The 14,355-nt window shown below is 38.1% G+C and carries 14 protein-coding genes; 4 read left to right on the top strand and 10 right to left on the bottom strand.

What is annotated here, in order from left to right; genetic code table 11:
* Positions 1-158: 158 nt before the first annotated feature.
* The 6 genes from L1275_RS09720 to L1275_RS09695 form a co-directional block, all read right to left on the bottom strand.
* Positions 159-1,298: a DNA glycosylase AlkZ-like family protein gene (locus L1275_RS09720; protein WP_253472229.1), complete on the bottom strand. Its 1,140-nt coding sequence runs from the start codon at positions 1,296-1,298 to the stop codon at positions 159-161.
* A 17-nt stretch (positions 1,299-1,315) separates the two neighbouring features.
* Positions 1,316-2,761, bottom strand: coding sequence for an NAD-dependent succinate-semialdehyde dehydrogenase (locus L1275_RS09715; protein WP_253472227.1), 1,446 nt, complete (start codon positions 2,759-2,761; stop codon positions 1,316-1,318).
* Between the two features lie 96 nt (positions 2,762-2,857).
* On the bottom strand, positions 2,858-3,985 hold the full coding sequence (locus L1275_RS09710) for a zinc-dependent alcohol dehydrogenase family protein (protein ID WP_253472225.1): 1,128 nt from the start codon (positions 3,983-3,985) through the stop codon (positions 2,858-2,860).
* Positions 3,986-3,997: 12 nt separating this feature from the next.
* Positions 3,998-4,789 (bottom strand): N-acyl homoserine lactonase AttM, encoded by a 792-nt coding sequence (gene attM / locus L1275_RS09705; protein WP_253472223.1) that lies wholly within the window; start codon positions 4,787-4,789, stop codon positions 3,998-4,000.
* A gap of 380 nt (positions 4,790-5,169) precedes the next feature.
* The gene (locus tag L1275_RS09700; RefSeq protein ID WP_219292826.1) at positions 5,170-6,630 is read right to left on the bottom strand and encodes an amino acid permease; all 1,461 of its coding nucleotides are present in this window, start codon (positions 6,628-6,630) and stop codon (positions 5,170-5,172) included.
* Positions 6,631-6,695: 65 nt separating this feature from the next.
* Complete coding sequence (locus L1275_RS09695) at positions 6,696-6,998, bottom strand: hypothetical protein (RefSeq protein ID WP_253472221.1); 303 nt, start codon at positions 6,996-6,998, stop codon at positions 6,696-6,698.
* 182 nt (positions 6,999-7,180) lie between these two features.
* Here L1275_RS09695 and L1275_RS09690 point away from each other — a divergent pair, with 182 nt between their 5' ends.
* Positions 7,181-8,128, top strand: coding sequence for a sterol desaturase family protein (locus L1275_RS09690; protein ID WP_253472219.1), 948 nt, complete (start codon positions 7,181-7,183; stop codon positions 8,126-8,128).
* Between the two features lie 77 nt (positions 8,129-8,205).
* On the opposite strand, the gene L1275_RS09685 is transcribed toward L1275_RS09690, so the two are convergent.
* On the bottom strand, positions 8,206-8,559 hold the full coding sequence (locus L1275_RS09685) for a helix-turn-helix domain-containing protein (RefSeq protein WP_253472217.1): 354 nt from the start codon (positions 8,557-8,559) through the stop codon (positions 8,206-8,208).
* Between the two features lie 105 nt (positions 8,560-8,664).
* Between L1275_RS09685 and L1275_RS09680 the strand changes: the two genes are divergently transcribed.
* Positions 8,665-9,312: a peroxiredoxin-like family protein gene (locus tag L1275_RS09680; RefSeq protein ID WP_253472215.1), complete on the top strand. Its 648-nt coding sequence runs from the start codon at positions 8,665-8,667 to the stop codon at positions 9,310-9,312.
* A 51-nt stretch (positions 9,313-9,363) separates the two neighbouring features.
* On the opposite strand, the gene L1275_RS09675 is transcribed toward L1275_RS09680, so the two are convergent.
* From L1275_RS09675 to L1275_RS09665, 3 genes are all read right to left on the bottom strand, one after another.
* Positions 9,364-10,368: an NAD(P)/FAD-dependent oxidoreductase gene (locus tag L1275_RS09675; RefSeq protein ID WP_253472213.1), complete on the bottom strand. Its 1,005-nt coding sequence runs from the start codon at positions 10,366-10,368 to the stop codon at positions 9,364-9,366.
* Positions 10,369-10,826: 458 nt separating this feature from the next.
* Positions 10,827-11,222, bottom strand: a complete 396-nt coding sequence (locus tag L1275_RS09670) for a VOC family protein (protein ID WP_253472211.1) — start codon at positions 11,220-11,222, stop codon at positions 10,827-10,829.
* Positions 11,223-11,232: 10 nt separating this feature from the next.
* Positions 11,233-11,802 (bottom strand): DUF2004 domain-containing protein, encoded by a 570-nt coding sequence (locus L1275_RS09665; RefSeq protein ID WP_253472209.1) that lies wholly within the window; start codon positions 11,800-11,802, stop codon positions 11,233-11,235.
* A 266-nt stretch (positions 11,803-12,068) separates the two neighbouring features.
* Here L1275_RS09665 and L1275_RS09660 point away from each other — a divergent pair, with 266 nt between their 5' ends.
* Together L1275_RS09660 and L1275_RS09655 are read left to right on the top strand one after the other, a co-directional pair.
* A complete protein-coding gene (locus L1275_RS09660; protein WP_253472327.1) occupies positions 12,069-13,763 on the top strand; it encodes an amino acid permease in 1,695 nt (564 codons plus the stop codon).
* 96 nt (positions 13,764-13,859) lie between these two features.
* Positions 13,860-14,354, top strand: a complete 495-nt coding sequence (locus L1275_RS09655) for a TlpA family protein disulfide reductase (RefSeq protein WP_253472207.1) — start codon at positions 13,860-13,862, stop codon at positions 14,352-14,354.
* Position 14,355: the final 1 nt, after the last annotated feature.

Below are 14,355 nucleotides of genomic sequence, written 5' to 3'. Positions count from 1 at the left end.
GCCTTAATCACACTTATTTAATCGTATTTATAATACAATAATCACAAATCGATACTTATCTGATAAAATCTTATAATATCAGATCCTCTTTAGAACAAATTCCAAACAAAAAAGCCTTAAAATCAGACTTTTAAGGCTTTTATCATTTTAAAAAAATTTTAAGGATATGCTAAATCATTAAACTTCGCAAAGCGGTAAACACTATTAATCAGCGTATCAGCCGGAACAACACCCTGTTCCTGTTTCCAAAACTGTTTAATCGCTAAATTGCCCGCTTGTTTTTCAAACTCAATTCTACCTATAAATTCGCTACCGAAAATTACAGGCAATACATAATGTCCATAAGTCCGCTTTTCCTTGGGTGTATAAATTTCCCATTTATAATCAAAATCAAAGAGTGCCGCAATGAACTTCCTATCCCAAAGCAAGGGATCTAAGGGTGCGATAAATTCTAGTCGCCCGGAATCCACTATGTTTTTTGCCTTGTAAAGCGCAGTGATATCTTCGGTTTTTATATAAAAATCTTTATGGATTCCGTCAATTTTTACCTTTTGAATACGGTCACTGTCCAAAAGACGTTTAAAAGAGGCTATTCTACTTTTTGCGTTAAAGTTGGCAATACCGAGAAAGGCATCCGAATTTTGATTCCACAACAGTCCTACTGCAGCGATTCGCCTTAATACATGCCAATCCATTTGCTGATCGTCGGAGTCGAAGACCTGTTGATCGGGTTCTAAAAACCGAGAACGCGGCGCATAAAAACGACGCGACCGCTCTTTGTGATGAACTACAATTTTACCTTGGTAAAAAAGCAAATCCAAAACAGCACGCGATTTTTTTGCGGAGCCATAACCCCATAAGATATGCTCATCCGATTCGATTTCGATAGAGGATACAAACGGTTGCGTTTCCATATAATTCAAAGCTTCTTCTGCAAGTGAGGAAAGTTCTTTAAATCGAACGTCCTCTCGATTGAGATACCCCGAGCGGATCGCCTGTAAATGATGCCAATCAGAAATATTGTAAATCGACATCATTTTATCATGCCCATCCACCAACAAACGATCTTGATACAACAATTCATACAAATCGTTTTTATCATAGTTTTCTATGCGCGATTGTAAAGTAAGATCGGCATTTCGTCCGACCACATCTACTGGGTCAAATTGTATACAACCACTTTGTGCTATAAAATCTAAAATGCCCTGTTTGCCTTGATACTGATAGTCACCAAAGAGACCGTGTTTATACAATACATATTTTTTTGCTTCCTCTTTAGTGATCACCAGATCAGTCATTCGCGTCATTTTTTGATTTACTTGATATTTCCTACGCAAATATATTTTAATTCAACATAATCATCAATACCATAATGCGATCCTTCTCTACCCGATCCAGAGTATTTAACCCCACCAAAAGGTACGCTTTCAGACGAAATGATTCCTTCATTGATGCCTACAATTCCATATTCTAACGCCTCACTCACTTTCCAACTGCGCGTTAAATCATTGGTATAAAAATAGGATGCTAAACCGTAAATGGTGTCGTTTGCCATTTGAATCGCTTCTTCATCGGTTTTAAATTTAAACAAGGGCGCAATAGGTCCAAATATCTCTTCTTTAGCAAATTCCATATCAGCTGTTGCATCACCGATTACAGTGGGTAGAAAAAAATACTCATTTTGTTTTTTCCCTCCCAACAAAACCTTTCCGCCTTTTGACAGTGCATCAGCGACGAATTTCTCATTGCGTTCAATGGCTTTTTTATTGATTAGCGGACCAAAGTTAACTCCGACATCGAGTCCATTTCCGACTTTTAATTCAGACACAGCCTGAACAAATCGTTCGACAAAAGTATCGTAGATCTTCTCGTGTATCAGTATTCGATTTACACACACACAGGTTTGCCCAGAAAATCTAAATTTTCCTGCAACAGCCCCTTTAACGGCTGCATCGATATCGGCATCCTCAAAAACGATAAATGGGGCATTACCACCTAATTCCAAACTCAATTTCTTTAAAGTCGATACGCTTTGATTAGTCAAGATTTGCCCGACGCGTGTAGATCCCGTAAACGAAATCTTTGAAACCAGTGGGCTTTCACATAGAATTTTACCGGTTTCTGCGGCATGAGTTCCCACAACCACATTGATTACTCCCGCTGGAAACCCAGCTTGATCAGCTAAAGCAACCATGGCCAATGCGGAAAGTGGTGTTTCTTCACTCGGTCTAACAACCACAGTACATCCCACCGCTAAAGCCGGTCCTAATTTACGCGTAATCATCGCCAATGGGAAATTCCAAGGCGTTATCACTCCGACTACGCCGATAGGTTGTTTGATAACCATAACCCGACGATCTGCTGTAAATCCGGGTATAATATCTCCATCGGCGCGTTTCGCTTCCTCGGCAAACCACTGTATAAAAGAAGCGCCATATTCAACCTCTCCACGACTTTCACTCAGTGGCTTACCACATTCCAAAGTCATTAAAATAGCCAAAGGTTCCTTGTTTTTTATCAGCAATTCGTACCAGCGATACATAATGGTGGAGCGCTCTTTTGCCGACAAGGCTTTCCATGCGCCCAAAGCTTGATGGGCACTATCAATAGCATCGTTGACCAAAAGGGTATCCCCATCATAAACCGTAGACACCAAAGTTCCGTCGGCAGGATTCATTACTTTAAATTTGTCAGTTCCCCCAGCAACCCATTGTCCGTTGATGTAAGATTGATCAAATATTAATTCTTTAAAATTTTTCATCGTTTCCTATTGTATTTTCAGGTGAGCAATGACTCCCCTTTTTTATCCGTTTCCGTTTATATGAAAATCCGTATTCAAATCTGGAATCTCGTGGTATTAGTCAAAAACAATTACTTGACGAATGCCTTCACCCTTGGCTAAACGCTCAAAACCTTCATTGATGTTTTCCAATTTTATTCTATGTGTAATCAGCTTATCTACAGCCAATCGTCCTGTTTTATACAATTCGAGATAGGCTGGAATATCCCTCAAGGGAACACAGCTACCGAGATAACATCCCTTTAAACTCTTTTCCTGTCCGACTAAAGTCAGCGGATTTAAACTCAATCTAGCATCGGGATGTGGCAATGCTCCGGTTACGGTAGTTCCTCCTCTTTTGGTCGCATTAAAGGCATAATCCAAGGCTGGCATGGCTCCGGCAAATTCCACCGATATATCAACACCACCAGCTGTTAGTTTTTGCAATTGTTCTAAAGCATCTGAATCGGCGGAATTAATTACCTCTTGTGCTCCAAATTCTTTAGCCATCTCCAATTTATACGGACTGATGTCTGCCGCAATTACTTGTGAAGCACCGGCCGCTTTAGCTCCCAAAATTGCAGATAAGCCTACACCACCTAATCCGACTACCAAAACCGAATCACCCATTTTTAACTGAGCCGTATTGACAACCGCTCCAACGCCCGTCATCACAGCACATCCAAAAAGTGCTGCTATCTCAAATGGAATAGTCGGGTCGATTTTAACCAACGAATGTATCGATGCAACGGCATATTCTGCAAATCCTGAAACACCTAAGTGATGATATAGGTCTTGACCGTTTTGATGCAAGCGGTGATGTCCACCCAAAAGCGTACCATCGCCATTTGCCTTTGCTCCCGGTTCACAAAGCGCTGTTCGTCCCGTTTGACAATAGATACAATGTCCACAGGATGGCAAAAATGCAAACACCACATGATCACCGACTTTAAAGTTCTTTACCTTAGGTCCTACTTCAACGATAACTCCTGCAGCCTCATGCCCTAAAGCCATCGGTAACGGACGCGGTCGATTTCCATCAATAACCGATAAATCGGAATGACACAATCCCGCCGCTTTTATTTGTACACACACCTCTTCTTCTCCAGGTGCGTCTAATTCTACTTCTTCTATCGTTAGGGGCTTGGATTGCGTATACGGTCTTTCCGCACCCATTTTTCTCAGTACTGCTGCTTTTATTTTCATTTATTTGGCGTCTTAATTATAAAATTCGGGTGCGTGTTTAAAAGTTCCCCATTTCACTGGATCATGTCCTGTAACGACCATAGCATCGTTTTGATCGGCTATGAATCGCATTTTCGCGACAGAACGCACCGAATCAACAGCTGAGGCTAAGAAACCTGGCAACACCTTATCATCCCAATGTTCCGTTGTATAAGCGGCATCAATAGCTAATAAAATTGAACCCGAATTAGGCAAAGTCACTAGAAAACTCGAATGTCCTGGCGAATGTCCCGGGGTGAATATAATCTTAAGCGTACCATCTCCATAAAAATCGTAAATATCGGTTTTCTGTCCGTCGAGAAACTGCCATTTTAGATTGGGCTTATTAAAGTCTTTCTTAATATACCCTCCCGCGGCAAACCAATCTGCCGTAAAAGCATATTCATATTCAACGCGCTGAACAACATGAGTTGCGTTTGGAAAACGCCCAATCGCCCCCGTGTGATCCAAATGCAAATGGCTTTGAATCACATATTTTATACTTGCCGGATCAACTCCGAGCTTTTTAATCGCATTATAACAACCTTCCTCTTCCGTCATAACAGGCCAGTACACCTGTGTGATACCGCCCCAATGTCCAACAGGATCCGTTGCGCACTCTACTGCATTTCCTCCATCGATGATGATATTCCCTTTTGGATGTATGATTAAATACCAAGGCACGGGAATTTCATAAGGGTCGTTGGACGCATTCATTTTAATGTTGTTTTCCTTACATTTCAAAACTCCGGTCTGAAACATATACAAGCGAATTTCATCAGTCATAATTGTGGTTTTTTTGTGGTTTTTCAAAAATTAAAAACAGACGATTAACAAGTTAAAAAGCCGTCTTTAATCGAATAACAATTTAATGAGAAAAAACTAAAAAAACTAAAAAATCGCATTTCAAAAATGTTAATCCTTTCATAATTAAGAACTTTCAATGCGTCATTGATATTCATAAACGGTATTTGAACACCATTCATTAATTGACTGTTGCAAATTTTCAGCACCACTTAATATATATTCGACTGTGTTTTGAATTGACCTCGGTCCACTTGACTTACAATCCTTTTCATCTGCACTGAGGCTAGGTATCAAACAAAAATCCCGACTTGAATTCAAATCGGGATTTTTGCCTTAGTTATACTTTTAGTAATAAGATGTTATTTTCTTTTAGAAACCGGAGGTAATTCCATGTTTTTATAAGCTACGAATTTGGTTTTTTTAGTCCATTTATAACCAAACCAAATAATCAAAAAGATCGGTAATCCGACATAAGTTGCCACAACCCCAACCCAATCGATTTTATCGTTTAAAAAAGCTTGATAGTTTTGACCTAAAGTAATGACCAAACACACAAAAAAGGCAAAGAATGGTCCGAATGGAAACAGTTTCGCTCTATAGGGTAAGTCTGCAATATCTCGTCCTTGAGACACATATCCCCTTCTAAATCGGTAATGGCTAATCGCTATGCCCAACCAAGCGATAAATCCGGTCATACCTGAGGTATTTAACAACCACAAATAGATTTGTTGATTGGGAAATAACGAGGTCAAGAAACACAGTGCCGCCATTAAAGTCGTTGCGATTAAAGCATTTCTAGGCACCCCTCCAGCGGTGATTTTTGAAAATATTTTTGGCGCTTTTCCTTCCCTAGCCAGCGAGAAAAGCATTCTAGTAGACGCATACATACCCGAATTTCCTGCAGAAAGCACCGATGTTAAAATCACGGCGTTCATCACTGAGGCCACAGCCAGTAATCCGGCATTTTCGAAGATCAGTGTAAACGGACTAATACTGATGTTTCTGATGTCTTCGTTTAACAAACGCACATCGGTATAAGGAATAATACTTCCTATTATAATGATTGAGAAAACATAAAAAAGTAGAATTCTCCAAAAGATTTGCTTGGTAGCCTTAGGTATATTTTTCTCTGGGTTTTCAGATTCTCCTGCGGCTATCCCGATAAGCTCCGTTCCCTGAAACGAGAAGCCAACGATCATGGCAACACCGATCAGTGAAGCAAATCCACCGGAAAAAGGCGCGCCATTAGACGTCCAATTTTCTTTTACATGCCCAGCTCCTTCGAGTATGCCGACAATCATCAGCAACCCTATTCCTATAAATAAAACAACCGTAACGACTTTGATCAATGAAAACCAAAATTCCATCTCTCCAAAATTTTTCGTAGAGATCACGTTAATTGCAAAGAGTAAGGCAAGGAAAATGGCACTCCATATCCACGGGTCAATATCGGGTAACCAATAACTCATAACCAATTGAGCGGCTACCAAGTCTACCGCAATGGTGATTGCCCAGTTATACCAATAATTCCATCCCAAGGCAAAACCAAATCCCTCTTCGACATATTTCGCTCCATAGGTTGAAAACGACCCTGACGTTGGCATATAAGCCGCCAATTCACCCAAACTCGTCATCAGAAAATATACCATGACTCCGATAAAAAGGTAGGACAATAACGCCCCACCAGGTCCTGCCTGGGCAATAGTAGCACCGGAAGCGACAAACAGCCCCGTACCTATCGAGCCCCCAATCGCTATCATCGACAGGTGTCTTGCTTTTAAAACTCTTTTTAATCCTTGTGAATTTTCGTCTTGAACCATGTTTATTTTGTTGTATTTAATGGTATTTGTCTTTTAAAACCATCCAATTAATCGATATTCTTAATTTATAGTTCGCTCAAAAACAAACCCAATGCAAGCAGTAGTGCGGGAACACTAATCCATAAAAAGGATTGAGTCGTTTTGGTTTGCCTCGCCTTAGACTTTAAATATAAAGTAGCTATCGCTAAAAACAAATTAAAAAAGACTAAAAATAGAATTACCGCCATTAGATAATACAAATAAGCTAAATCATACCCTCCTCCACCGATTGAGGAATTCGAGGTATTCCATTGATCGCTAAAGAAAATTATAAAAATAAAAAGGTTGGATCCCAAAAAAAGCAACAATAATTTTATAAAAGATTTCATATTCTATTTTTAATTATATCTTAAAATCAATGCCGATAAAAGTAAGTTAATAATCTCAAACTGCCCGTAGATTGGAGGTTTTTTCTTTATTTAAAATTAAAAAAACCAAAAAATAATGCGATTTGTATGGTATGTCCGATACTTTATAGTAGTTTTAAAACTTTTAATACAAAAACATCTGTATGGATTTTACCAACCCCTTAGTATATGGTACACCTTGTTTTTTAGCATTGATTTTACTGGAGCTCAGTTATAGCAAACACACCGAAAAGAAAGATTTATACCACTGGAAAGATTTGTTTTCCAGTTTATCCATAGGATTGGGATCTGCAATTCTAGCAGCCTTACTCAAAACAGTAACCGCCATATTGGTCTTCACAACTGTTTACGAGCTTTTTAATCCAATAGTCGATGGTGTACGCACCAATATCATGGGATGGCAATCATTTAGTTATGCTTGGTATGTTTGGATACTATGTCAGCTCGCAGACGATTTTAGCTATTATTGGTTTCACCGCCAAAATCATATGGTGCGCTTTTTTTGGGCAGCACATATAGTACATCATTCTTCGGACAACTTTAACCTGGGTACTGCTGTGCGTAACGGTTGGTTTACGCTGTTTTACAAACCCCTGTTTTATTTATGGATACCGGCCATAGGTTTTCCACCAGAAATGCTGATGGTTTGCCTGGGAATTGAATCCCTTTGGCAATTTCAATTGCACACCAAATACGTACCAAAACTCGGTTTTTTAGAAAAAATCTTTAATACCCACACCATGCACCAAGTTCATCACTCCAAAAACTTGGAATATATGGACAAAAATCACGGTGGTTTTTTAAACTGTTTTGATAAGATGTTTGGAACTTGGAAGGAATTGGATGAAGATATCGAGATAGAGTTCGGTGTAACCACTCCTCCGGATTCTTACAACGTATGGAATATTCTAATGCACGAATACGTCAATATATGGGAAGACACTAAAAAGTCGCCAAAATTTAAGGATAAATTTATGTATGTCTTTGGTCCTCCGGGATGGAGTCACGACGGCAGTAGCAAAACAGTCAAACAGATTCGCAAAGAAATGCGAGAGCAAGCGATAGTTGTTACCGATAAAAGAGAAGAATAAAAAAATGCGATTCGAACAAACCGAATCGCATTTTTTTATTGGTTTTCTAGCGCGATTTTTAATTGAACAACGAGCTACTAAATCAAAGGTATGTCCTCTTTATTTTCAGGTAATAACAACTTCCCCCATTCGTTTAATTCCCACAATACTTTGACCAAACCCTGACCCAATTCGGTCAAACTGTATTCAACTCTTGGAGGCAATTCATTAAAGCTCTCTTTGGTAATTAAACCCGCTTCCATCATCTCTTTGAGTTGCTGGTTCAGGACACGGCGATCTACTTTAGCAATTCCACGCAGAAATTCACTCGGTCTTTTCTCGCCCAAATGCATTTGCCAGATGATTGGAATTTTCCACTTTCCACTGATTGCCTTTACCGCAAATTCCAACGGACATTGTTTTTCTATAAGCTCGTAATCCTTAGTCTTCATAATAGTGACTTTTTTATCCCTTAGGGTTGTAATTATGCGGTATTGTGAGGAATTAATTAAGCGATTAAGTTTGCCAAAAATAACCTTTATTAATACTGCAAAAAGATGTCAAATTTAGCGAAACAAATAGAAATTCTAAACAAAGAATTATCCAAACAATTGCCTGAGGAAATCAACGAGCTGTTTGCGCAATCCATCAAAGATTTAAAAGATCAAAAAATAGAAGAAAAAGCGATAACGGTCGGAATGAGTTTACCGTCATTTTCATTGGTGAACAGTCAAAATCAACTGCTCGATTCACAGCAATTACTCGGGCAATACGATCGTGTGGTCTTATTTTTCTTTCGCGGATCTTGGTGTCCTTATTGCAACTTGGAATTGCGAGCCATTCAGGATTTTATAACACAAAATCAACTCGACCGCGTACGAATACTGGCGATCAGCCCACAAATCACTACATACAGCAAACAATTAATCGCCGAAAACAACTTGGAGTTTGATCTGCTGTACGATCAAAACAATGAACTGGCAAAAAAACTCGGAATTGCTTTTACCTTACAAGACTATGCTCAGGTCGCATACAGCGGATTGGGTATTGATCTCACCTCGTTTAACGGGAATGACAGTTATGAACTCCCTATACCAGCGGTTTTTGTTGTTGATAACAACTCGATCATCACCTATTCCTATGTTGACAGCAACTATACCAACAGAATAGACCTCGGAAATTTAGTGTCGATATTAAAAGCATAATTACTAGATATAAACCCTACTCTTTTCTCAGTAGGGTTTATAATCTAATCTCTAAATAAATTCTGCATCGATCAAACTTGCATTGACCATCGAACCCGCTAAGGATCCGGTAAAAACTGCCGAGGCAACAGATCGGTGTGACGAATTGTCTCCGCAAGCATACAAATTAGGCACGGTGGTCAAACGCGATTCAGCAACCTTTAAAAGGCCCTGAGCTGTGAATTCCGCACCTAAACGCAAGGGAATATCCGAATGTTGTTCGACCGGAGGTCGCATATACACTGCCCGACAATCTTTAGAACTGCCATCACTTAGAAGTACCCGACTAATCATACCATTTTGATGTTCCAATGCCTGAATTTTAGTTTCGACGATTTCAATTCGTTTCCGTTGTAACAATACCATTTCATCTGCAGTTAACGTACTCGGCCCGTCGGTAAACAAAGTGATTTGTTTAGACCAATTAGAAATCAACTTAACCAATCCGACTCCAGTAGAACCGTTAGCGATAATACTCGTCGCTTGGTCATTAAACTCATAGCCGTGACAATACGGACAATGTATGACGGAAATACCCCAACTCTCCTTTAATCCCGGTATCGCAGGTAAAAGATCTCGCAATCCCGTTGCCATAATTAATTTTTTGGTATAAAAGATTTTACCTGTTTGGGTTTTCACTTCGAAACCATAATCAGTGACCGTAGCCGAATCAGCAACATCATCTTTAAATTGAACCGTGTCGTATTTTTCCAATTGAGTCTTTGCTATTGACGCAATTTCTGCAGGTTTTGTTCCATCCTGTGTTAAAAAATTATGCGAATATGGAGTTTGACGATTACAAGGCTGATTGCTGTCGATGATTAAAACCTTGCGCCTAGCTCTCGCAAGAGCTAAACCAGCGGATAGTCCTGAATAACTACCACCGATAATAAGTACCTCGAATAAATCCTTTTCTTTCATATTTAAATCTTTTGTTAGGGAGAACAAGAAGTTTGGAATAGCCAGCACCGACAGTGCCGCGCTACTTTTGACAATAAATTGTTTTCTTGTAAACATCGTTTTTGATTTTTGATAAATGTATGATTTTTTCACTAATGCAACAATATTGCATTAATATTTTTTTGTTATAAAAAACACAAGCCACATTATGTCCAATAACATGAAGTTGCCTAAACGAAATCAAAATATATTCTACGCTGAAATAATAGGGAAAATCCAATATAAATTAAAAAAATCTATTGGTATCACGGAAAAAAATCTCTTTTTTTAGGAGTGTATTGCAGCTTTTCAAAAGCTGTAAAAGAAGATCGTTTTAATCAATATCCAATCGGACGATCGCAGTATTCGGTAAGTAAATCGAAACTAAAATCGTATGATGCAGTATATTGATTGCAGTATCATCGACTAAATTAAAGGATACAATTGTTTTAGCAATTCGGATTTATATGCCGCAGAAATGGAATTTGCTGTCGGTATGGCTTTACCGACAGTACTATACTAAACTCTAAGTAAATTTAAGGAATTGGAGCATCCAGCACTTTCATGTGCAACCCAATTCTATTGCCTTCCAAATCTTGAAATTCAGCGACATAACCCCAAATTCCATTGGAGGTTTTGGGATATAAAATTTTAGCTCCTTGCTCCACAACCAGTTGAAGGGTGGCCTCGATATCGTCTGTATTAAAATAAATCAAGGTCCCATTTAAAGACGGGATATAGATTTCTCCTTTTACTAAGGCTCCTGAAATACCTCTTAATTTATCACAAAATGGAAAAATAGCCATTTCATTATGATCGATATAATCAATTTCAAAGTCAAAGTCAAAAACCGCTTTGTAAAAAGTAATAGCTCGTTTGAGGTCCGTTACGGGAATTTCAAAATACACTACCGCGTTGGAATTGAAATTCATAAGTGTGAGTTTAGCATTTATTTGATGAACTAACTGTTTTATTTTGACTGTAATTTTTTATAAAATTACTAAAAATCAAGCATTCCCAAGCCAACTGTTTGCATTGACCGTATTCATTGGTTTTTAAAGAAATAACGTTTCCTGACAAATCCCCGTCTACGATATAATCAAAACTCGCATAATACGGATTGTCATATTGCCCATCGGGATATAGAGCTATTCTCGCTAGTTTTAAGTTTTGAGCCAGTTGTTGTTTGGTAGCAGTTTCAGAAATTAAAAATTTGTTTCTAATAGCCAAGTCACAGTCAGCCGATTGACTCAAACTAAAATCGATATAAGATTGCACCGCTCCACCGTTGATAAAATCATTGAATAAAACTTCCTTGGTATTGCTTTCAAATTGATCGAGATTATCTACAAAATCTTTTAAAATACTGCGCTTGCACGCTTCAATACTACTATTTTGAAAGTTCAATTCCAATTGAAAATGTTGGCCTTCTGACTCCATCAGTACCCGATAATAATCGTCTACCTCATTTCCTTTAACCACTCCAACGTTAAGAAGTTTGAACTCTTTCATACTGCGCGTTTTACCTAACTATTTTTAAATAATACAGTGCATTCCTGTTAATTATCTTATTAAAAAAATAACTTTTTTAACTAAGATAAACTGTTTTTTAAATTTCAATGCTTTATCAAAAGTAACAATTTTGTTAAACATTATATATGATTTGAAATAATATTTAACAAATATGTAAAATAAATTACTTATATAATTACACAAAACACAAAGAAAAACCTGTAAGTATTAAATTATTTACATATTTTAGATAAAAATTTTGAATTATAAACATCTTCATTAGGAAGCCAATTTCTGATTTACTTAAGGAATCGGAACAAGAGGGTACAGGAAATTTAAAAAAAACACTATCCGCATGGAGTTTGATTGCTTTGGGAGTAGGTGTAATCATTGGTGCTGGGCTTTTTTCTATAACTGGTATAGCCGCTGCTAACTATGCAGGCCCCGGGGTGACCTTATCCTTTGTTATCGCCGGCGTCGGTTGTCTATTCGCAGGTTTATGTTATGCCGAGTTTGCTTCGATGATTCCGATTGCAGGAAGTGCTTATACGTATTCCTATGCTACTATGGGTGAATACATCGCTTGGATTATCGGATGGGATTTGGTTTTAGAGTACGCAGTTGGAGCGGCAACAGTTGCTTCGAGTTGGTCGGGCTATTTGGAACAGTTATTATCAACTATGGGCTTATCGTTTCCGCGAAAGTTGATGATGACTCCTTTTGATTCGGCTGTACTAGAAAATGGAGAGGTTATTCACGGAATTATGAATCTTCCGGCTGTCTTTATCATCACATTGATGTCCTTATTATTAATTAAGGGTACTAAGGAATCATCCTTTCTCAATGCCATTTTAGTGGTTCTAAAATTGGGTATCGTACTAGCTTTTATTATTTTGGGATATAAATATATACAACCGCAGAATCACATTCCCTTTATCCCACAAAACACAGGCACATTTGGCGAATTTGGATTTTCTGGTATCATTCGAGCCGCCGCTGTTGTTTTCTTTGCTTATATCGGTTTTGATGCCGTTAGTACAGCTGCCCAAGAAACCAAGAACCCAAAAAGAGCAATGCCTATTGGAATTCTAGGTTCCTTAATTATTTGTACGCTTTTATATATCGCTTTTGCCTATGTCATGACTGGATTAGTCAATTATAAGGAATTTGCAAATGACGCAGCCAGTAGCCATTTGGCTCCTGTAGCTATCGCGATTCAAAATATCGGTGAAATGGGCGCAGATGGACATGTCGTTCCCGCCTACCCTTGGTTAAATAGCTCGATTATCTTGGCTATTTTATTTGGATATTCTTCGGTTATCCTAGTATTATTATGGGGACAAAGTCGCGTTTTCTACTCGATGAGCAAAGACGGATTAATACCTAAGAGCTTTTCAAATATTCATAAAAAATTTCAAACTCCTTATAAATCAAACCTCTTCTTTTTATTGGTAGTCAGTCTATTTGCCGCTTTTATACCGGGTAGAATCGTTGGTGAAATGACGAGTATCGGAACCCTATTTGCATTTATATTGGTTTGTGTGGGTGTATTAGTCATGCGAAAAAAGATGCCCGATGCTCCAAGAGCATTCCGAACACCGTTAGTGCCCCTAGTGCCTATTTTAGGAATACTAACCTGCTTTTTTATGATGGTATTTTTACCTTTAGATACTTGGATCCGACTCGTTGTGTGGATGTTAATCGGTTTGGATGTATACCTATTCTATAGTATTATAAACAGTGTACTCGAAGAAAACAACAATACAAATAAATCAGCCAATAAAATTGTAGCTCTTTCCGCCTTGGCTTTAATCGTAGTTTTATTCGTCATCGCCCAATTGCATCATCAAATCTCCGAAGAAAAAGATTTTATATTATATTATTTTTCACTGGTATTTGCTGTTGCGCATTTGATTATCTATAGCTATCGTTACTATAAATATGTAATAACTGCAAAATAAACCATAGGGTTCTTCACAGATCAATACTGTTAAAAAATCAGTTAGCCTTTATACTAATTATAAAAAAACATAAATTACAGCTTTAAATAAGAAACTATGAAGTTTATTTATATCGGTATATTTACCCTGCTTATCGTTAGTTGTCAACCATCTAAACCCACGGAGCCCACAGTAAAAATGGTCGCGTATGAGGAATTGGAAAAAGTGTTTAAACAACAAGACGATATATTGTATGTTGTCAATTTCTGGGCTACCTGGTGCAAACCTTGTATAGAAGAATTACCGGACTTTATGGCTGTCAATAAAAAGTATCAAGACCAAAAAAACTTTAAGATGGTATTGGTCAGTTTAGACCGAGCCAAAGATTTTGAAACGGTTATGAAACCCTTCTTACAAAAGAATCAAATCACTACGGATGTATATTTACTAGATGACAATAAGAGAATGAATACTTGGATTCCAGCCTTTGACACGAACTGGTCTGGAGCCATACCAGCAACATTTCTTTATAAAAACGGTAAAAAACTGGAGTTTAAAGAGCAATCTTTATCCAAAGACGATTTGGAACAACTGATTAAAACGCATTTATAAT

Origin of the sequence: Flavobacterium sp. HSC-61S13 (assembly GCF_024171535.1) — a bacterium.
GTDB lineage: Bacteria > Bacteroidota > Bacteroidia > Flavobacteriales > Flavobacteriaceae > Flavobacterium.
This window is presented reverse-complemented; position numbering and strand designations above follow the sequence as displayed.

Excerpts from the sequence above, each read along its gene's own strand:
- L1275_RS09720 (WP_253472229.1), bottom strand. The coding sequence starts at position 1,298 with ATGACTGATCTGGTGATCACTAAAGAGGAAGCAAAAAAATATGTATTG.
- L1275_RS09715 (WP_253472227.1), bottom strand. The coding sequence starts at position 2,761 with ATGAAAAATTTTAAAGAATTAATATTTGATCAATCTTACATCAACGGA.
- L1275_RS09710 (WP_253472225.1), bottom strand. The coding sequence starts at position 3,985 with ATGAAAATAAAAGCAGCAGTACTGAGAAAAATGGGTGCGGAAAGACCG.
- attM (WP_253472223.1), bottom strand. The coding sequence starts at position 4,789 with ATGACTGATGAAATTCGCTTGTATATGTTTCAGACCGGAGTTTTGAAA.
- L1275_RS09700 (WP_219292826.1), bottom strand. The coding sequence starts at position 6,630 with ATGGTTCAAGACGAAAATTCACAAGGATTAAAAAGAGTTTTAAAAGCA.
- L1275_RS09695 (WP_253472221.1), bottom strand. The coding sequence starts at position 6,998 with ATGAAATCTTTTATAAAATTATTGTTGCTTTTTTTGGGATCCAACCTT.
- L1275_RS09690 (WP_253472219.1), top strand. The coding sequence starts at position 7,181 with ATGGATTTTACCAACCCCTTAGTATATGGTACACCTTGTTTTTTAGCA.
- L1275_RS09685 (WP_253472217.1), bottom strand. The coding sequence starts at position 8,559 with ATGAAGACTAAGGATTACGAGCTTATAGAAAAACAATGTCCGTTGGAA.
- L1275_RS09680 (WP_253472215.1), top strand. The coding sequence starts at position 8,665 with ATGTCAAATTTAGCGAAACAAATAGAAATTCTAAACAAAGAATTATCC.
- L1275_RS09675 (WP_253472213.1), bottom strand. The coding sequence starts at position 10,368 with ATGTTTACAAGAAAACAATTTATTGTCAAAAGTAGCGCGGCACTGTCG.
- L1275_RS09670 (WP_253472211.1), bottom strand. The coding sequence starts at position 11,222 with ATGAATTTCAATTCCAACGCGGTAGTGTATTTTGAAATTCCCGTAACG.
- L1275_RS09665 (WP_253472209.1), bottom strand. The coding sequence starts at position 11,802 with ATGAAAGAGTTCAAACTTCTTAACGTTGGAGTGGTTAAAGGAAATGAG.
- L1275_RS09655 (WP_253472207.1), top strand. The coding sequence starts at position 13,860 with ATGAAGTTTATTTATATCGGTATATTTACCCTGCTTATCGTTAGTTGT.